Annotated in this window: 18 protein-coding genes; 3 read left to right on the top strand and 15 right to left on the bottom strand. The window is 66.3% G+C overall.

Annotated features, from left to right (window positions below; translation table 11 throughout):
- Positions 1 to 31 precede the first annotated feature (31 nt).
- Entirely contained in the window at positions 32 to 1198 is a 1167-nt protein-coding gene (locus tag NQ038_RS04355) for a histidine kinase (protein WP_257061906.1), read from the bottom strand.
- 187 nt (positions 1199 to 1385) lie between these two features.
- Between NQ038_RS04355 and NQ038_RS04350 the strand changes: the two genes are divergently transcribed.
- Genes NQ038_RS04350 through NQ038_RS04340 form a run of 3 tightly spaced genes read left to right on the top strand, consistent with a single transcriptional unit; the run spans position 1386 to position 4088 of the window.
- Positions 1386 to 2582 (top strand): hypothetical protein, encoded by a 1197-nt coding sequence (locus tag NQ038_RS04350; RefSeq protein ID WP_257046981.1) that lies wholly within the window; start codon positions 1386 to 1388, stop codon positions 2580 to 2582.
- Positions 2583 to 2586: 4 nt separating this feature from the next.
- Positions 2587 to 3231: a response regulator transcription factor gene (locus NQ038_RS04345; RefSeq protein ID WP_257046980.1), complete on the top strand. Its 645-nt coding sequence runs from the start codon at positions 2587 to 2589 to the stop codon at positions 3229 to 3231.
- Between the two features lie 26 nt (positions 3232 to 3257).
- Positions 3258 to 4088, top strand: a complete 831-nt coding sequence (locus NQ038_RS04340; RefSeq protein ID WP_257046979.1) for a hypothetical protein — start codon at positions 3258 to 3260, stop codon at positions 4086 to 4088.
- 98 nt (positions 4089 to 4186) lie between these two features.
- Here the strand turns inward: NQ038_RS04340 and NQ038_RS04335 are convergent, their stop codons facing one another.
- The 14 genes from NQ038_RS04335 to NQ038_RS04270 all read right to left on the bottom strand — a co-directional run bounded on the left by NQ038_RS04335 (position 4187) and on the right by NQ038_RS04270 (position 19433).
- Entirely contained in the window at positions 4187 to 5980 is a 1794-nt protein-coding gene (locus tag NQ038_RS04335) for an HNH endonuclease signature motif containing protein (RefSeq protein WP_257061905.1), read from the bottom strand.
- A gap of 485 nt (positions 5981 to 6465) precedes the next feature.
- Positions 6466 to 6960: a 30S ribosomal protein S9 gene (rpsI, locus tag NQ038_RS04330; protein ID WP_257046977.1), complete on the bottom strand. Its 495-nt coding sequence runs from the start codon at positions 6958 to 6960 to the stop codon at positions 6466 to 6468.
- Positions 6961 to 6992: 32 nt separating this feature from the next.
- The gene (gene rplM / locus NQ038_RS04325) at positions 6993 to 7436 is read right to left on the bottom strand and encodes a 50S ribosomal protein L13 (RefSeq protein ID WP_257046976.1); all 444 of its coding nucleotides are present in this window, start codon (positions 7434 to 7436) and stop codon (positions 6993 to 6995) included.
- A 239-nt stretch (positions 7437 to 7675) separates the two neighbouring features.
- Positions 7676 to 10072 (bottom strand): bifunctional UDP-sugar hydrolase/5'-nucleotidase, encoded by a 2397-nt coding sequence (locus tag NQ038_RS04320; RefSeq protein WP_257057206.1) that lies wholly within the window; start codon positions 10070 to 10072, stop codon positions 7676 to 7678.
- Positions 10073 to 10161: 89 nt separating this feature from the next.
- A complete protein-coding gene (truA, locus tag NQ038_RS04315) occupies positions 10162 to 11049 on the bottom strand; it encodes a tRNA pseudouridine(38-40) synthase TruA (RefSeq protein ID WP_257061904.1) in 888 nt (295 codons plus the stop codon).
- Positions 11042 to 11584, bottom strand: a complete 543-nt coding sequence (locus NQ038_RS04310) for a hypothetical protein (RefSeq protein WP_257057209.1) — start codon at positions 11582 to 11584, stop codon at positions 11042 to 11044. Before NQ038_RS04310 ends, truA begins: the two co-directional genes overlap by 8 nt.
- A 100-nt stretch (positions 11585 to 11684) precedes the next feature.
- Positions 11685 to 12299 carry a CbiQ family ECF transporter T component gene (locus tag NQ038_RS04305; protein ID WP_257061903.1) on the bottom strand — a complete coding sequence of 205 codons (615 nt, stop codon included), beginning with the start codon at positions 12297 to 12299 and terminating at the stop codon, positions 11685 to 11687.
- On the bottom strand, positions 12296 to 13087 hold the full coding sequence (locus NQ038_RS04300) for an energy-coupling factor ABC transporter ATP-binding protein (RefSeq protein WP_257061902.1): 792 nt from the start codon (positions 13085 to 13087) through the stop codon (positions 12296 to 12298). The genes NQ038_RS04305 and NQ038_RS04300 overlap by 4 nt, the downstream gene beginning before the upstream one ends.
- Positions 13087 to 13683: a biotin transporter BioY gene (locus NQ038_RS04295; RefSeq protein ID WP_257061901.1), complete on the bottom strand. Its 597-nt coding sequence runs from the start codon at positions 13681 to 13683 to the stop codon at positions 13087 to 13089. The genes NQ038_RS04300 and NQ038_RS04295 overlap by 1 nt, the downstream gene beginning before the upstream one ends.
- Before the next feature lie 265 nt (positions 13684 to 13948).
- Positions 13949 to 15547, bottom strand: coding sequence for a glutamine-hydrolyzing GMP synthase (gene guaA / locus NQ038_RS04290; protein WP_257046968.1), 1599 nt, complete (start codon positions 15545 to 15547; stop codon positions 13949 to 13951).
- A gap of 26 nt (positions 15548 to 15573) precedes the next feature.
- A complete protein-coding gene (locus NQ038_RS04285; RefSeq protein ID WP_373456777.1) occupies positions 15574 to 16026 on the bottom strand; it encodes a DUF3817 domain-containing protein in 453 nt (150 codons plus the stop codon).
- Complete coding sequence (locus NQ038_RS04280) at positions 16007 to 16951, bottom strand: SURF1 family protein (RefSeq protein ID WP_257061899.1); 945 nt, start codon at positions 16949 to 16951, stop codon at positions 16007 to 16009. The genes NQ038_RS04285 and NQ038_RS04280 overlap by 20 nt, the downstream gene beginning before the upstream one ends.
- A gap of 1 nt (position 16952) precedes the next feature.
- On the bottom strand, positions 16953 to 18083 hold the full coding sequence (locus NQ038_RS04275; RefSeq protein ID WP_257061898.1) for a GuaB3 family IMP dehydrogenase-related protein: 1131 nt from the start codon (positions 18081 to 18083) through the stop codon (positions 16953 to 16955).
- Between the two features lie 60 nt (positions 18084 to 18143).
- Positions 18144 to 19433 (bottom strand): MFS transporter, encoded by a 1290-nt coding sequence (locus tag NQ038_RS04270; RefSeq protein ID WP_257061897.1) that lies wholly within the window; start codon positions 19431 to 19433, stop codon positions 18144 to 18146.
- Positions 19434 to 19462: the final 29 nt, after the last annotated feature.

The following is a 19462-nucleotide window of genomic DNA, read 5'->3' as shown; positions in this document are numbered from 1 at the left end:
ACGTACGGTCCCCTGCCAATCCGGAACAAGTTTATCCGTTCACAACCAGTGGAGTGCCCACCGCGTTCCCAGATTGAGGCAAGGGCACCGCGAGGTCGACGGTGAGTACCCCGGAATCCACTCGCGCGCACAGTTCGGCACCGCGTACGTCGGCGCGGGCGCGCAGGCTTTTGACCTCCGCTGCCCCGGCCGAGGCCGCACGCAGACTGTTGCGGGTGCGCAGTCCCAGCCGGCCGGCTCGGGTCTCGACGAACAGTGCGGGGACGGGTGCGGGACCTGCGTGTTTGAGGATGTTCGTGGCCAGTTCGATGATGAAGAAGTTCAGGTCCGCCGCCAGGTCGGGGGTGATCCGGGTCCGGCTCGAGTCCCGGTCGATGTCCGTATGGATTTCCAGCGGGCGGCCGGCGGCGTAGAAGGTCGCCTCGAGGTCGTCGATCGTCGTCTCGAGCACCTCGTGCAGGGGACGGTCGACGGCCACGGGGGTCGAGCCCAGGCCGGCCAACAGTTCGCGCAGCCGCTGTTGGGTACCGCGGTTGTGCAGTGTCAGCTGAGCCAGGCGTTCACGCTGTTGCGGATCCTCGGCCTCGGCGAGCAAAGAGGTGATCATGAAGTACTCGGCGGTCAGCCCGTGGGACACGGTGTCGTGGGCGTCGATGGCGAAGCGCTCCCGCTGTTTCTGCCGTTCGCGTTCGGCCAGGACCGCCTCGGCTGCGGATTTCGCGATGAGGAACTGAATACGACCCTCGGCCATATGCGAGGCCAGACCCAGCCCGCCCAGGAGGATCACGTCCGCGCTCATATAGAGCACGCCCTGCCACGTCAGGTCCCCCGCAGGACCGACGGCGGTGACAAGTGCGAGTCCTGCGAAGGTGAACGCGCCCAGGACCGCGCTCCGGACCCGGCCGTAGGACATGAGCATGGCGATCGCAGCCGCCACCGGAATGTCATAGGAGACGACACTGGGTTCGAAGACCGCGGTGACCACCGTGGCCAGAGCAAGCAGCCCTACCAGAGAAACGCCGGGAGCGAAGCCGGCGAGGCAGACCAGCAGGCCAGCGGCGAAGTCCAGCGCCCCATGCAGTCCGCCGAGCAGTTCGGGAAGGGCCACCGCCGACAGGTACAGGCCGTAGCCGATCAGCAGGCTGCGCGCATAGGGATCGATGAAACGGCTGCCGCGCAGCATCGCGCGCATGTGCATGCGGGGACTCTCCTGTGATGGGAAGGGCACTGTTTGGAAAGGAGGGGCGCTGAAATGGGCGCTGAGAAGAATGTACGCCATTCAGCGTATACGGTGGCCGCTGAACCCGACATAGGTTGGAGCCACAGGCCGGAAGCCGTACCCACTCCCGGCGCCGGCCCCTTTGAGAATCAAGGAGTACCAACCCATGCGCACCACCGTCGTCAATCTGGCTTTGGCTACCAGCATCCTCAGCCTCACCGGGTGCACGATGATCCCCAGCCGCCATTTCGACATCGTCGATCGGGAAGCTCTGCACCTTGATACAGGGGACGTCTACTCCGTGTTCATCAGCCCGCCGAACCGGAGCATGGACCGAGGACCGGGCACCAATACCTCTTATCTGACCCTCATCGACGAACAGGGACATATAAGGGCTATACGCACGAGTCCGATGGACCGCGGGACGCCATTGTGGAATTCGTCCGGCCTCTATATGTCCGACCGTGACCAGGACTTCTCCTTGACACCGCAGATGCAGGTGTCGAAAAACAAGAAACCCGAGCTCTTGGAGTCCACCGGTTTCAGCGACGACGGACAGTCCATCCTGTCGCTGTACAACGAGGGTTGGGAGGACGACGGTCATTACAGCATGATCGCCGAATTCCGGTCTTCATCCACTTTCGCCCGGGGCAGAGCAGACGGCTTGTACTTCACGAACAGCATCTGTGGCGATGCCATGTACGGAGTCGGCGAGTCATTTGCCGAAGGTCACGACCCGGAAGTGGGGAGTCCGATCGCTTTTTCCACAGTAGTGGAAAAGGATCAGACGAACGAGAAGATCATCAAGACGTATGCCCCGGATGACGATGTCAGCGAAGGCGGACTCCTGCAGTCACCATGCCATGAAAACACCATCTACACATTGGCCGACTTTCCCGAAACAGATGCACGAGACCACCACGGAACGGCTCGAACATGGAATGTGGAAACCGGACAGAGGTCGGACGCACGACTCGTTGCCGAAGACGGCTCCCGATTCCCCCTCCCCACTCTCGACTACTTGGACCGCTCACATTACAACAAGCACACCTACGCAGACGGTCGGCTCCAGTGGCTGGCCCCTGACAGCATCATGTGGGAGACCGATATGAGCACGGACAGGACCCACCGGCTGTACAGCATCGACGTCGACACGGACATGGGCAGTGATGGTGACACTTCCTTCGACATCAGCCCCCATCACATATTCGTCTTGGCCTCCAAGGGGTCGAAGTCCACGATCAAGACCTTCAGCCGGACCGACGGGCATCTGGAGTCCGAACTCAAGATACCCGGCCTGGGTCGTCTGACAGGCGAGTACCGCTGGGCACAGGGCTTCGCCTACAACCCGGCCATAGGATGATCGCATGAGCACCGTGATCATCGTCGATGACGATCCCTATGCCGTGCTAGGAATTCGCGCCACGCTGGAGGCGGCCGACGATTTCGAAGTCGTGGGAACAGCGAACACCGGCACCGATGCCGTGACATTGGCAGCCGAGTTCGCGCCCGATTTGGTGCTGATGGATCTGTCCATGCCCGGTGGGATCTCCGGCATCGAGGCCACCGCCCGGATCATCGCCGCCCGGCCCCGGGCACTGGTGGTCGTGCTCTCCAGTTCTTCACCGGGCCCCGGCCTGGCGCGCGCCCTGGAGGCCGGGGCCAGGGCGACGGTGCGCAAGACCGCTCCCCCGCCCAAACTCGTCCGCACTCTGCGCCAGATTCTGGCCGGCGATGAGATCCCCACCATGTCCTATCTGGCCCACGACATCCTGGTTGCAGGGGATCTACCGGAGTCGGACCTGCCTGAAAGCCCACCGACGGAGCGGGAACTCGACGTCCTGAGCTGCGTCTGCCAGGGTATGGGTCCGGCCCAGATCGCCACTGAGCTCTTCCTGTCACCGGCCACCGTGCGCACGCACATCGGCCGGCTGCATCGGAAACTGCATGCGGGTACCGCCGCCCAGCTGATCGTGCGCGCCCTGCAGTTCAAGTACTTCACGCCCGCTTGACTCCGCATCCGGATAAGGAGACAGCCATGTCAACACCCACCGTCGCCCGCCCACCCACGTCCCCGAGTCCAAGCGATGGCCGAAGCACACCTGCACACGACGGGCTCTCCGCGGTCGGCTACAACCGCCTACTGACAGGATCCCTCCTCATCACCGCCGGCACGGCGCTGATCACTTCGGTCTTCGCAAATATGACGGCTGAAGCAGACGACACGGGTTTCACCGGTGACCCCCTCTTAACGGGTGCGATCACCCTGTTCCCGGGTATCGTGGCCGTGCTCCCGTGCATCCTGCCCGCCGGGCGCCACCCGAATCGTATCCGCCAGCTCTGTGCGTGGATGGCCTTCGCCTGCACTGTGGGCTTATTCGCCCTGTACCCACTGACCGCGCCAGATGCCGACGCCTGGCTTCCCCTGCCCGCTATGCTGCTCGCGTTCGCCTTCCTGGCCGTCAGCGGGTCTGTGGCGAACCTTCTATCGTCCAAGCCACTGGACTCCAGCCGCGGCATCCGGATCACCGGGCGAATTGCGGGCGGAATCCTCATCGGCCTGCCTGCAATCGGCTTGGTGTCGATGATGGACGGGTCTTCGACGATCGGCGAGGTCGTGGAGACCGGGCTCATATGCCTGGTCCTGCTGGCTGTGGGTTTGGCCGTCGCCTGCGATGTACGGCCCTGGGGCCTGCCCATCGGAATCCTGCTCACCGGTCTGCTGGGACTGGTGATCATGGGAATGGGGCTTTCCAACCTGTCCATCGTCACCTGGCCGTTCTGGCTGTTGGGCTCCTTCTACCTGTGCCTGAGCCTGTTCGCTCTGGCCGTCACTCCCAAAGAGGCGCCGAGCCTTCAGCGCCTCTGACTCACGGGAGCCGCACCGCTGGCCGCCCGGCACGAACTGAGATCCTACGGGTTTGAGGGTGTGGGAAGCGTGTCCGACCGGGGCGCTCTTCCCGTGTTTCAGAAGGGTGGGACGTCGGTATCATCGGGGTCGGTGTCCGCATCCGAGGCGTAGGAACCATGAGTGCCCCACGGCGCGACGGGACCTGGAGGGTCGGTGCCCAGAGTACTGGATAGTCCTGAGGAGTTCAGTGAGTCTGGTGGATCGGGTGGGTCGCTCAGGTCTGATGCTGTGTCCCAGTCAGGTGGGGAGAAATCCTCCGGCACCCACACCGGCGGCAAACCCGCAGCGTTCCGCGCAGCACTCACATCCACCAGAGCCGCAGTGAACCGGGAATGGAATAGGGGCCGCTGGTCGATATCAACATGCCGGGGTGGAATCCACGCCGGCAAACCACCAATCAACTCGGCCCTCCACCCATGCTGGTCATGCCACGTGTGATGGAACCGGCACGCCAAGGTCAGATTCGCCACCGTCGTGGGTCCACCAGAGGACCAGGGGATCATATGGTGGGCATCGCACCACCCCACCGGCATATCACACCCCGGGAACGTACACCCCCGATCCCTGGCCGCAATCAACTCAACCTGCCGCCGCGTAGCAAACCTGCCCGCACTCCTGACAGTGACTTCCCGGGTACCCGGCTGGTGGGCCTGGAAATACACGAGCGCGCCCGGAGACAGTGACTCCAGATCTTTGATCTGGATGGGACCGGCAGTGGATTCGACCTCCGCCTTCCCCTGCGCATACTCTTCAGCAGTCGCCGTGACCACCAGGGCCATCCCCGCACCCTGCGGACCCGAACCCGCAGCCCGATCAATCAAGGTCGCGAACATGTCATGACGCCTGGCACCATCGGGCCGCTCCCGATACCCAAACGGATGATCCGCTTTCGTCGTAGGCTGCCCATCAACCGTCACCGCGCTAGCCGGTGGATCCTGAGGTGGCAGATCACCGGGCGGCACATCAGCTGTAACGGATTCCGCACCGTCGGGCACACCGGTGCCGACTCGCTGAGCCTCCCCGGAGTTCACTTCAGTCGTGTCCTGTCCGGGTTCCTGCCGATTCGTCAAGAGTCCATGCAACTTCCCACCCGTCACCGGATCCAACAGGCCCGTGAGATTCCACGCACCATTCCTTCGCGGAGTCACGGTCACATGAAACTCATCAACCAACGGCGGAACCTCCGCAAAACGCCCATCAGGATCCAGATAGGCCCGAATCCGAGAACCCAGCACACGAACCTGGTCCACATCAACACTCGGCACCGTCTGAACCAACAGTCTCTCGGCCGTGGCGTGATGGACGTGTCGCACTTGGGTGGGGATCTTCTCGATCTCCCGGATCACCGCCTGCGCCTGATCCACCGACACACCCCCGTCCGCCAGGGCGAGGGCAACATGGGGGTAGGCCGGTTCCAGGCGCGCACCCGTTAGAGACCGGCCGGCACCGATCGCGCGGGCGAACCGCACCCGCCGCCTCGCGGCCGCCCCATCAATCCTCAACAGGCGAGTCAACAGAGCCGGAAGAGTCTTCGCACCATAATCGGCAGTCGGGACCTCGTATTCGGCCCGCGCCACCACGACGGCTTCCGTCGAGGTGGTTACCCGGGTGAGGTGTTCGATTCCCTTGAGCACCAGGAGCAGGTCGGAAGCATCGAGACTGGGATCCGTACCCACACCGACACCCAGACCAGCGAGTGACTCACTGGCGTGAACGAGTTCCGGAGCAATCTCCTGCAAACGCTCCCAATCTTCAGAAGTCAAAAAGGGGTCCGCCGGGCGGGCGAAGGCCTCGGGGTTCTTGTCATCATCGGGGGAACCAGCGCGCGGGAGGGTGGAATCGATAGTCATGACCCCTCCCCTCCTCCTGTACCGGACCGAAACCGGGTCCGGACGTTGCTGTCATAAGCCGCACTGAGTATTCAGCGCACGCGTGGTGTGACCGTGTCGGGGAAGACGAGCCGTAAAACCGAAGGGGACTTCACTGTCCGATTCGAGTTTCCTGACCTACCTCAAGTGTAGCGCAGCTCACTCATGAAGGGAAGGGTTTATTCGAAACTGGTTTCCGATGTTTGCCGAGTAACGACTGTCTGCTTCGGTGGCAGCAAACGCGCTGGGTGGCACCAGATGCGCGCGCATCCGGTGCCACCGAATGCAAGTGGTACCACTGAAAAGGCGCGGGCACCCCACCCCACCTGCACCCACCCGGCGAGTACCGCCGACAAGGCCGGGTTAGAGGCCGGAGGCATCCCAACCACCAGACACAAAACGCTTCGGCCCCGCCTGGAGAAATCCAGACGGGGCCGAAGCGTAAGACGCGCAGTGAAGGCTGAGGATCAGCGCTTCGAGAACTGCGGAGCCTTGCGGGCCTTCTTCAGGCCGGCCTTCTTGCGTTCCGGGACGCGAGCGTCGCGCGTGAGGAATCCGGCCTTCTTCAGTTCGGCGCGGTTGTTCTCACGATCGATCTCGTTCAGCGACCGGGCGATGCCCAAGCGCACGGCACCGGCCTGGCCCGAGGGGCCACCACCCTTGATGCGCACGTGCACGTCGAAACGGCCTTCCAGGTCCAGCAGGCGGAAGGGCTCGTTGACCAGCTGCTGGTGCAGCTTGTTCGGGAAGTAGGTCTCCAGGTCACGGCCGTTGATGGTCCATTCGCCGGTGCCGGGCACCAGGCGCACGCGGGCGATGGCCTGCTTGCGACGGCCCACGCCGGAACCCGGAGCGGTCAGCGACTGGCCACGGCCACCCGCCACTTCCTGACCGAGTCCGGCGCCGGCCGGGGTCTCGGTGTGATATTCGTTCAGTTCGACTTCTTCGATGATGTCAGCCACGGTTCTCCTCGGTTTCTGTTCTGCCCGGCGCTTTACTGCGCGACCTGGCTGATCTCGTACGGCTGCGGGTTCTGAGCGGCGTGCGGGTGCTGTTCACCCGCGTAGACCTTCAGGTTCTTGATCTGGGCGCGGCCCAGACGGCCCTTGGGCAGCATGCCCGCAATGGCCTTCTCCACAGCGCGCTCCGGGGACTTCGAGAGAAGTTCCGCGTAGTTGACGCTCTTCAGACCACCCGGGTAGTTCGAGTGGCGGTAGGCGCGCTTCTGAATCAGCTTGTTGCCGGTCAGAGCGACCTTGTCGGCGTTGATGATGATCACGGAATCACCCGAGTCGACGTTCGGGGTAAAAGTCACCTTGTGCTTGCCGCGCAGCAGGCGGGCGGCCTGCGATGCGAGGCGGCCGAGGACGACGTCGGTGGCGTCGATGACGTGCCACTGGCGCTGAACATCGCCGGGCTTTTGGGTGTAGGTACGCAAAAGTAGCCTTCTTCTCGTTTACTTTCGGTAGGCCGTCGGAACACTTATGTCGTGATCTTCGTGTAACGGCAGCCCGTGCTTACGCGTTGTACGCCTGACACCTGCACCTACACCTGCAACGCGAATTCGGCTCTTAGGCATGATGTTGAACGTACGCAACGACTCTCAACTCTACATGGGCCGGGCCCGGCACCGCAAGTGCGATACCGGGCCCGGCCCATGTGATTCACGTCGAACGCTCAGTGCCGTGTGGCCTTGCGCCGACCGATCAGCACAGCGGCGGCACCGACGGCCAGGAGTACTGCGCCCGCGCCCGCGGCCAGGCCGATCTGCGCACCGGTCATCGGCAGATCTCCGGCCTCGTCGTTCGATCCATCGTCGTTTCCACCGTTTCCATCGGCGTCGGCGGATCCGCCCGAGGCCGAGGTGGCGCTGGGCTGTGCGCTGGGCTCGTCACCCGACCCGTCCGTGGGCTCCGAGCCCGGCTGCGTCGGCTTCTCGCTGGGCGAAGAGCTCGGCGAGGAGCTGGGACCGGTGCCGGCAGCGTCGACCACGCTGACCTCAACCTTCCCCGAAGCCGGCAGTGGGAGCGGGTTGTCGTCCCACCAGGCCGCTGCGGGATCGGCCTGGAACCGACCGGTCACGGTCTGCTGCCCGGTCTGCGCATCATCGGCAGCGTGCAGGGTCACCGGGACGTCGGTCTTGCCCTCCGGGATCTGCGCCACGCGCAGAGCGGAGTCGTCGGCCGTCAGCGACTTCTTCGCGGCATCGTCGTCGATCGTGGCGGTAACACCCTTGGGCAGATTCAGCTGCAACGTGAACGGGCCCTTGATGTCCTTCTGCGCCTGAAGGTGCAGGGCCGCATTGGCGCTGCCCCCGCGCTCGACGCGGATGTCCGTGGCGCCGTCCGGCAGGCCCAGGGCGACCTTGAGGTCCCCGGAATCCAACACGCTCAGCGCGTTGTCGGCCTGGCGTTCGTGCTTGTCCGGACTGATCTGCTGCTTCTTCTCCGCGCGCTTCTCGAAGTAGGTCTGCCATACGTCGAAGTCGGTCAGGCCGGACTGTTCGAACCCGCCCTTGGTGAACGAGGTGAAGTTGTCACCGCCGGCCGCCAGGAAGGACAGGGTCGCGACCCGGTACTCCTTGTCGTCCTTGATCGGCTTCCCATTGACGAGCACCTGCTTGACGTGCTCACCCGACTTCGCCTTGGAGTCGTAGACGACGTGCAGCTGCTTCGAGATGCCCAGATGCAGGAAGGGACGACTGGCCCCGTCTGGTTGCCACTGTTCCTCGAACAGCCCCTTGACGTCCTTGCCCTTCATCGTCACGACTCCGTGGTCGTTGGCAAACGGCAGGACCTGGTTGAGTTCGGCGACGGTGACCTCGCCGGGGGCTTCCTTGTTGAAGATATCGTCGACCTTCAGGTCAGTACGCAGCCCGCCGGGATTCGTGATTGCGAAGTCGGAGTCCTTCAGCGGGGAGTCCGCGGTCCCCTCGTCCAGGGCGTCGGCCACCAGGTTGCCCAGGGTGGATTCGCCGCCCCGGTCCTCCGAACCGTTCTTGAAGGCCCTGGTGATGTCCGCATCGATCGTGCCCGCGACCTCGGAGCCGATCTCCTTGGACTTCGTCACCGCGCGGTCGACGATATCGTCGACCTTGCCGACGACCTCCGAGTCGTAGTCGTGCTGTTTCCCCTCGGAGTCGACTGCGTCGATCAACCCCTGGGAGTCGATCTTCCAGCTGCCGTCGCCGGTCGATTCGAGCACGGCCTGGCCCACGGCCTCGCCGTACTTCTTGGCCTGGATCACGGGGCGGTCGCCGTTGTGCAGGTCGACCGGCAGGTGAGTGTGGCCGATGAAGAAGGCGTCGACGGAATCGTCCGCATCGTCCATCAGCTTGCGGAACTCCGCGTTCGAGGCCTTGGCCGAGTCGAGATCCTCTGTCTCGGACGGTCCGGTGTGCGCCTCGACGACGGTGACGTCGGGCTTCTCCCCCGCCGGCAGCGCCTCGAGGTCCTTGGCCGCCGTGTTCACCGCATCGGTGACATCGCCGAATTCGATGTCGGAGATGCCAGCAGGACTGACCATGTTCGCGGTGTCCCGGGTGACAGCGCCGATCACCGCAACCCGGATCGGCTTACCGCCGGCCGGGTTGACCAGGTCGATGAGTTTATAGGGTTCGAGTCCGTCGGCGACGTCCTTGGTGCCCTTCTTGTACACGTTCGCGCCCAGGTAGGGGAAGTTCGCCGATGAGTCGACCCGGTCCCGCAGGTCCGCGTATCCGCGATCGAATTCGTGGTTGCCCACGGCAGAGGCGTCCAGGCCGATCGTGTCCAACACACTCAGCGTCGGTTCGTCCTTCTGCGACGACGAGGCGTAGGTCGAGGCTCCGATGTTGTCACCGGCCGACAGCGCCATGGTGGGGATTCCCCGGTCCTTGGCCTTGGCCCGCTCCTCCTCAATGACCGATGCCACGCCGTGGCCGGCTTCGGCGATGCGGCCGTGGAAGTCGGTGATGTTGAGCAGTTGGACCTTGGTTCCGGCGGGTGCGTCGGCCTGGACGGGCAGGGCCGTCAATGGCAGGGAGAGAAGTCCCAGCGTGGCGGCACCCGCGAGGACGCCCGAATATTTACGCATGCTGCTCCTTTTGAGAGGCTCAGGGTCGGGAAGGCATCAGTGAACCTTGCGGATACACTCAGGCATCCTATACCGGAATCCGACCGGAATCAGTCCAGCCGCCGTTTGGCCCTGGCCCGCTCCCCCTGCGCCGCCCACGCCGATTCCTCCGGATACCCGACGGCTTCGAGCACCAACCCGTGCGGCTCCATCACGTACATGGGCTCGCCGGCCGGGACCCCCGCCTCGGCCAGAGCCAGGAGTTCGGCCGGGCGGGTGACGGGCCAGGCTCCCGAACCGACCCTGACCAGTCCCCCGATCAGCGCGCGGACCATGTGGTGGCAGAACGCGTCGGCGCGCAGCCGGGTGACGATGACACCAGAGGCGTCCCTGCCGACCTCGAGGCCGCGCAGGGTGCGGATCGTGGTGGCATCGGGACGGGGCTTGCAGAACGGCAGGAAGTCGTGCAGGCCGAGGAGTTCGCCTGCCGCCGAGGCCATCGCCGCAGCGTCCAGCCGACCGCGCACCACGGTGGTGCACGGTACCAGCAGCGGATCGAGGAAACTGTCCTCATCGGCCAGGCGATACGTATACGACCGCCAGATCGCGGCGAACCGGGCGTCGAAGCTCGAGGGGACTTCGGCGGCGGAGTGGATGACGATATCGCGGGCGTCCCTGGCGCGCAGCACCCCGCGCAGTCGGGCCAAGAGGCCTTCGGCGGGAGTCCGCTCGGCGCGGCTGCCGACCAGCCGCCGCGCCTCACCCGGCACCAGGTCCAGGTGGATGGTCTGCCGCCGGGCGTGCACCCCGGCATCCGTGCGCCCGGCCACCGTGACCCGGACCGGCCGGCGCAGGATCAGGGCGAGCGCCGCCTCGAGTTCGCCCTGTACAGTGCGCAGGCCCGGCTGAGTGGCCCAACCGTGGAAGTCCGTTCCGCGGTAGCCCAGATCCACGCGGAGGCGCCCGGTCTCCTCGGTGCCCCCGTTGGGCTCAGACATACCGTTCCCCTTCCTCCGGCGCCCGCGGCACCTCCGCCGCCCCCTGTCGTCCTTGCAACCCCGGCGAGGCGCCGGGACAGGGGCGGAACAGCCAGCGCACCGGGCCGGCCGAGGGCCGGGCCCGCATCGCCCGGTAGGCGTCGACATTGTGTTGGCGGTAGCGCATGGCCGAGGCGATGCGGATCTCGTAGCGCACCAGTTGGGAGTACAGGTCGTCGACCCGCCAGGCGTCTGCACCGCCGGTCAGAACCCGGGTGTGGGCGCGTTCGATCGCCCGGCTCAGTTCCGCTTCATCGGCCCCGGCCTGGGCCGCGCGCAATTCGGCCACCGAAACCCCCGCCTGGTCGACGACGGTGAGGAAGAGCGGCAGCAGGTCGCGTCGTTCCCGGATCGCCGCGCTCAGTTGGCGGCCGGATTCCGCCGCCAGGCCGCGTGCCATACTCAACTGGTTGTAGCGCAGGATGCTCACGACGAGCAACAGGACCACGGCCAGGCCGAGGAGCAGTAACCCGCCCAACAGCAGCCAGTCGCCCATGCCCGTCCTCCTCTGGGCGCGGGCCGGTGGCCGGCCCACATCCGAAATTGTCAGCCGCACCAGTCTACCCGGATCCGAGGACGTGCCCGCCCGGCTCGGTTCAGTCGACCAGCCCGCGCGCATCCAGTGCCCGGCCGGTGTCATAGGCGTACTGGACGCTGCGCAGGAAGACCGGCACGGTGCGGGCACGGATATCGCCCTCGAGACCGCGGGCGGCCGCCGCCCGGCCGGTCATCGCGAACAGATCCGCCAAATACGGGATGCTGCGCACCATCAGGGCGGCGGCCAGGGCGACCCGCTCCGGGTTCACGCCCACCAGGCGCAGGGGCCGGGCCAGCACGGTGAAGGCCGCCAGCAGTTCCGCGATCGTGTTCGTCAGCAACAGCAGACCGCCCGCCAACAGGCAGGTGAGCAGGGTCGTGGCGACCTGGAGGCCGACGTACCAGCCCTGGAAGATCAATTGCACGGCGACCAGGGCCACCAACAGCAACCAGACCCGACTCAGCGGCGCCAACAGACGCGACAACGGCAGCCGGGCGCTGAGCCCACAGGCGACCACGACCACCGCCAGCCCCACGTTGACCACGGGATCGCGCAGGATCATCACGACGATGCTCAGGGCGAACACGATCCCCAGCATGGCCAGGGTGGGGATGGCGTGCAGCCAGCCCCGACGCTGCACATAGCCACCCAGAAACTCCGGACGCCGCCTCACCGGCCCCGCTCCTCGCGGATCCGGGCGACGTCCCGGGTGACGGAATCCACATAGCCGGCCACCACCTCGGCGGCGGGCCCGTGCGCGGCGATCCGTCCGTCGGCCACGTGTACCGCCTCATCGGCACGGCGGGCGAAGTCCAGATTGTGGGTCGTGGCGATCACCCGCACACCCCTGGCCAGCAGGCCTTCCACGGTGTCGAGCAGCAGCCGTTCGTTGACCAGGTCCAGCAGCGTAGTCGGCTCGTCAAGGATCAGTACCGCGGGGTCGACCGCCAAGACACTGGCCAGGGCGACCAGTTGCCGCTGTCCACCGGAGAGCTCATAGACGCTGCGCCCGGCCAGGTCGTCAAGGCCGAGGCCGGCGAGCACCTCCATGGCGCGCTCATGGCGTTCGGCCCGGCGCTTGACGCTGCGTTTGAGGGAGAGTTCCACGTCCTCGATGACGGTGGGCATGACCAGTTGGGTAGCGGGGTCGGTGAACACGAAGCCCACGCGCCGCCGCACCTCTTTGACTTGGCGTTCGGCATCGAGGCCGTCGACCAGGACCCGGCCCGTGTCCGGGCGCACCAGGCCGTTGCACAGCTGGAGCAGCGTGGACTTGCCAGATCCGTTCTGGCCGACGACGGTGGTGAAGTCGGCCGTCAGCTCCAGGTCGATATCGTCAAGGATCGTCCGGATCACGGGCCCGGCCTCGGTCACGTCCGGGGAGACAACGCCGACCCGGTCGAAGCGGATGCTCCGGTCCCCGTGCTCGCGTCCGCGCTTGAGGGCTTCGTGTCCGCGCATCAGCGGCGGGCCAACAGCCGTGGGAAGGCGCGGTGGATGGCCAGGGCGACGGCCACGGCCGCCACCGTTTTAAGCGCATCGCCGGGCCAGAAGGCCAGGTCGGCGGTGAAGGCCGCGCCCAGGGGCAGGTGCGCATTGAGCATCATCCCGGCGATGCCCAGAGTCCGCGTGGTGATCCAGCCGGCGACCAGGGCGCCCGCCAGCAGCACGCCGAACCGCTTGCCCGCGGTGAACCTCCGCAGGGCGAAGTTCGCGGCGAAGCCGGCCAGCCAGGCGGCCAGGGGGAAGGCGATGAGATATCCGGCACTGGGGCCGGCGAGCCAGGCGGGGCCACCGCGTCCGCCGGACAGGATCGGCAGGCCGACGGTGGCCAGGACCAGGTAGAGCAGCACCGCCAGCAGGCCGCGGGTCGGGCCCAGGCACAGCCCGGCCAGCAGCACGACCAGGGTCTGGATGGTGATCGGCACGCCGACGCTCAGGGGAATCGCGGGAACGAATCCGCTGGCGGCGACCAGGGCGGCGAACACGGCGATCAGGGCGATGCCGGTGCCGGCGGATTCGCGTGCGGTGCGCGGGGCGACACCTGCAGCAGTCATGGGGACTCCTTCGAGGGGATGGTTGAACACCGTTCAAGTGAACACTGTTCAGTGTGGCTCAGGCGCCCGCGGAATGCAAACCACGCGCGCCCGGGCCGGGCGCAGCCGCACACAGGGTGGCCGGGCACAGTTCCTGCGACCGGGCCCGGCCCCACGAAAAAGAGCAGTCGTTTCGGTCTGAGTCTCTACAGAATTCTCAGACCAAAACGACTGCTCTTCGCAGGGGTGGGTGGGACTGCAACGCCCGCACCTCACGCCCCGGGGATCACTCCCATTCGATCGTGCCCGGGGGCTTGGAGGTGATGTCCAAGACCACGCGGTTGATCTCGTCGACCTCATTGGTGATGCGGTTGGAGATCTTGGAGAGCACATCGTAGGGCACGCGGGTCCAGTCGGCCGTCATGGCGTCCTCACTGGAGACCGGGCGCAGCACGATCGGGTGACCATAGGTGCGACCATCGCCCTGCACACCAACCGAGTGGACGTCGGCCAGCAGCACCACGGGGCACTGCCAGATCTCATCGTCCAGGCCGGCGGCGGTCAGTTCCTCGCGCACGATCGCGTCGGCCTCGCGCAGGATCGACAGCCGGTGTTCGTCCACGGAGCCCACGATGCGGATCGCCAGGCCGGGGCCGGGGAAGGGCTGACGGCCCACGATGACCTCGGGCAGGCCCAATTCGCGGCCGATCGCGCGGACCTCGTCCTTGAACAGGGCGCGCAGGGGCTCGATGAGCTTGAACTCCACATCGTCGGGCAGACCGCCCACATTGTGGTGGCTCTTGATGTTCGCAGTACCGGTGCCGCCACCGGACTCGACCACGTCCGGGTACAGGGTGCCCTGGACCAGGAACTCGATCGGCTGGCCGGTTCCGGTCTCCACCGATTCCGCCAGCAGCTTGGCCGCGGCGCGTTCGAAGGACCGGATGAATTCGCGGCCGATCGTCTTGCGCTTGGTCTCCGGATCGGACACACCCTCGAGTTCCTTGAGGAACACATCGGAGTCGTCGACGGTCACCAGGCGCACACCGGTGGACTGGACGTAGTCCTCCTCCACCTGACGGCGTTCGTCCTTGCGCAGCAAACCGTGGTCGACGAAGATGCAGGTCAGCTGATCGCCGATCGCCCTGTGCACCAGGGCAGCGGCCACGGCGGAGTCGACACCGCCGGACAGGCCACAGATGACCTGCTTGTCGCCCACCTGTTCGCGGATCCGGGCGACCTGTTCGTCGATGACCGAACCAGAGGTCCAGTCCGGGGTCAGGCCCGCGACGTTGTACAGGAAGTTCTCCAGGACCTTCTGGCCGTATTCGCTGTGCAGCACCTCCGGGTGCCACTGCACGCCGGCCAGGTTCTTCGCCGCGCATTCGAACGCGGCCACCGGGGTGTCCGGGGTCGAGGCCAGCACGTCGAAGCCGGCGGGCGCCTGGGCGACGGAATCGCCGTGGCTCATCCACACGGTCTGCGCGGCCGGCTGCCCGTCGAGCAGGGTGCCCGAGGCGCTGACCTCGAGCGGTGTGGAGCCGTATTCGCGGTTGCCGGTCTTCGCCACGGAGCCGCCCAGGGCATTCGCCATGACCTGGAAGCCATAGCAGATGCCGAACATGGGCACGTCCAGGTCGAAGACCGCTGCGTCGAGCTGCGGGGCCCCGGCCTCGTACACCGACGACGGTCCGCCGGAGAGCACGATGGCCACAGGATTGCGCTTGGCGAACTGGGCGGCCGAGGCCGTCGACGGAATGAGTTCCGAATACAGTCCCGCTTCACGCACGCGCCGTGCGATCAGCTGCGCGTACTGCGCCCCGAAGTCCACGACGAGCACGGGGCGCGCTGCGGTCCCCGTTTCGGGAGTGGAGTTTTCAGTCATGACGTCTATCCTATCCGTCTTCTATCTCAGCCCTGAACGGGGGCGACGACCACTGCGGCGTCGAGTTCACGCGCCACCCGGTGGCTGGTCTTGCGCTCCAGGATGAAGGACATGACGGGAATCACGCCGGCCAGGGCCAACAGGAGCAGACGGCCGATCGACCAGCGCATCTGCTGATTGAGCCAGAAGCAGGAGATGAGGTAGACGACATAGCACCAGCCATGGCAGATCGCGATGGCCGCACCCAGGTCGAAGCCGCCGATCGCCAGAGCCTCGCCGGACAGCCCGGCCAGCGGGAAGACGACGTATTTCACGATCATCTCAACCGTCAGGGCCAACAGCATGATGCCGGTGATGATCGCCATCACCCGGTAGAAGCGCAGGGCATTGCGGGCGGAGGTGAAGCGTTTGATCGTCCAGACGTTGTTCTCGTCGAAATCAGGCCTGGCATCCATCGGGTCAGCGGCCACGGGGTTCATCCTTCGTTTGTGCATCGGTGGGTTTGAGTGTGTGTTCTGGCGTGGGAACCGGGACGGGAGTCGCCGTGGTGCGCAGCTCGTGTTCTCCGGCGCCCTTGACGATGACGTATTCGACGCCGGCGGCCCGGGCCTCGGACATATCGGGCAGGCCGATCCCCTGTTTGTTCTGATAGGCGTCACGCAACAGCGAGTACCACATGTAGAGGGCGAAGCCGGCGAAGAACAGCCATTCGAGGGTGTAGACGCCCGACTGCAGGTCGAATCCGCCGGTGTCCTTGGCCCCGATCGACACGTGGCCCAGTTCGCCTCCGGCGACCTTCGCCTGCTGATCGGCATCGACCATGAGCATGGCCGAATACGAATACACGTCGAAGAGGTTGACCAACTCGGAGGTCGACACGCTGCCGTAGGTACCGGGTTCGGACTTGTCCGTGCCCGTCGGTGCCTCGATCGGATTGATGCGCGCGCGCAGTTCGACGGCGCTATCGGGCGCCCGCGAGTCCCGCGCCGCGGCCAGGTCCGCGGTCCAGCCGCGGACCACCGGAATGGCGATCGGGAGTTTGGCGTCACCGGTGATCTTCGCCTCGGCCCCGATGCGTGCGCCGTCGGGGACGAACATGGTCACAACCCAGTAGCCGGACTTGCCCTCATCGCCCGCGCGGTCGGAGACCACGATCTGGTCATCCGGCAGGAACTTTCCCCTCAGCTCGACCCGTTGATGGGCCAGCAGGCCCGAAGTGGGAACCTGCGCAGCGATGACCTCGTTGAATGGCTTGAGCTCGTCGATGCCCTGGGCCGCCACCGCATCGTTCTTGTGCTCGGCACGGTAAGCCTGCCAGCCGGCCAGTCCCACGAAGACCGTGCACAGGGCCAGCACCAGCACCAAAAAGCCCAGCCACCGGGGGGTGAGAGCCAGGCGCAGCAAGTCAGAGGCCTCGGCCGGGGTGCGGGGAGATGACGACGTCCACGCGCTGGAACTCCTTGAGGTCCAGGTAGCCGGTGGTGGCCATGGCACGGCGCAGCGCGCCTGCCAGGTTGACCTCGCCCACGGCCGAATGACCCGGACCGAACAGCAGGCGCTCAAGCGGTGCGACGGTGTTCATCTTCACCCGGCGGCCACGCGGCAGCTGCGGGTGGTGGGCCTCGGCACCCCAGTGGTAGCCCTTACCGGGGGCCTCCTCCGAGCGGGCCAGTGCAGAACCGAGCATGACGGCGTCGGCGCCCATCGCGAAGGCCTTGACGATATCGCCCGAGGTCCCCAGGCCACCGTCGGCGATGACGTGGACGTAGCGGCCGCCGGATTCGTCCATGTAGTCCCGCCGGGCTGCGTGGACATCGGCCAGGCTGGTGGCCATCGGGACCTGGATGCCCAGGGCCCGGTGGGTGGTGGTGGCCGAACCGCCGCCGAAGCCCACGAGGACGCCTGCGGCGCCGGTGCGCATCAGGTGCAGGGCCGCGGTGTAGGTGGCCGCGCCCCCGACGATCACGGGCACGTCGAGTTCGTAGATGAACTTCTTGAGGTTGAGCGATTCGGTCGTCGACGATACGTGTTCGGCCGAAACGGTGGTGCCGCGGATGACGAACAGGTCCACGCCGGCGGCGATCACCGTCTCGTAGAATTCCTGGGTCCGCTGCGGGGTCAGGGCACCGGCCACGGTGACACCGGATTCGCGGATCTGGTTGAGCCGGGCCGTGATGAGTTCGGCCTTGATCGGTTCGGCGTAGATCTCCTGCATCCGGGTGGTGGCCTGGTCGTCCGGCAGGGTGGCGATCTCGTCGAGGTAGGGCTGCGGGTCCTCATAACGGGTCCACAGGCCCTCCAGGTCGAGCACGCCCAGGCCGCCCAGTTTGCCCAGGGCGATCACTGTGTCCGGCGAGGAGATGGAGTCCATCGGCGCGGAGATGAAGGGCAGTTCGAACTTATAGGCGTCGATCTGCCAGTCGAGGCTGACATCCTTGGGGTCGCGCGTGCGCCGCGCGGGGATGACCGCGATGTCGTCCAGGGAAAATGCCCGGTTGCCTCGTTTGCCTCTGCCGATTTCAATCTCAGTGCTCACGGGTGCTAAGCCTACCAGCGGTCTACCACCGGTAGAACTCCGGGAGAACCGCATCGACGGTCACAACCGCTCACCCCGACGCCCGGGTAGGACCCAGCACAGCAGCACGATGAGCAAACCGGCAACCGGAACGCACACCAGGCCGGCGCGCAGGCCGGTCGCGGCGTGGTCGGAGATGAAACCGACCACCGGGGCCAGGCACAGCGAGCCCAGGCGCATCAGCCAGGACACCAGTGCCAGGCCCGTACCGGGTTTCAGGCCCGAGAGTTCATCGGCGCGGGCCAGCACATTCGGGATGCAGGTTCCCACCCCCAGGCCGGCCAGGGCGTAGCCGGCGAAGGTCAGGGGCAGGCCGGGCAGTGTCAACGCCAGGCCCATTCCGACACACACCAGAAGGCCGCCGACCCCGGTGACGGCGCGCGGTCCCAGCCGATCACCCAAGGGGTCGCCCAGCAGCCGGCCGATGAACTGGCTGCCGGCGATCACGGTGAACCCCCAGGCCGCGAGCTGGGCCGAGGCGCCCAGGGTTCCCAGATAGACGCCCGACCAGGTGCTGCCCAGGTCCTCGACCCCGGCACCGGCGACCCCCAGCACGCCCAGCGCCAGGACTAATACCCACACCGGCAGAACCCGGGCGCCCGCGCCTTCTCGGCGGTACTCGCCAGTCCGGTGCCCCTGCTCAGGGGCGGGGTCCGATCCCGGTGCCCGCACTCCGTCCGTGACGACGGTGCGGGTGCGCTCCGGGGGCAGGCACAGCCGGAACGCCAGCAGTGCGACCGTGCCGACCAACAGCGCAGAGGCCGCGAAGTGCACCGGCAGTGGCAGGCCCCAGGCCAGGGCCCCGGCGGCCATCAGCCCACCGGTCACGGCGCCGACCGACCACACCGCGTGCATGCTGCCGACGATCGACTTGCCGTAGCGGCGCTGGACCTGCAGGCCCTGGGAATTCTCCGCCACATCGGTCAGTGCGTCCATCGCCCCCGAGGCCAGCAGGCCGAACACGAACAGTCCCGGTGCCAGCAGTCCGGGAAGCGCTGGGGAGAATCCCACGAGCAGGATCGCCAGGCCCGCGAACACCGTGCCCGCCGTGGCCATCCGGGCCGAACCGATCCGGCGCAACAGACGCGCTGCGAAGGGGCCCACCAGGATTGCGCCCACGGTCGAGGCCGCCACGGCCATGCCGTAGGCGCCACCGCCCAGACCCAGGGCGGCCTTGAGCTCGGGCAGGCGCGGGGCCAGATTGGCGATGATCGCCCCATTGGTGAAGAACAACAGCGAGGCGCCCAGTCGGGCGCGGCGCAGGGAGCGGGCACGGGACGCAGCGGGAGACGGAAAAGGGTGGGAGGACATCGCCTCCCACCCTATCGGTCGGGTCGTGA

Source organism: Brevibacterium sp. 50QC2O2 (genome assembly GCF_024580675.1).
GTDB lineage: Bacteria > Actinomycetota > Actinomycetes > Actinomycetales > Brevibacteriaceae > Brevibacterium > Brevibacterium moorei.
Note: the sequence above shows the minus strand (reverse complement) of the source record. Positions and strands in the feature narration are given on the sequence as shown.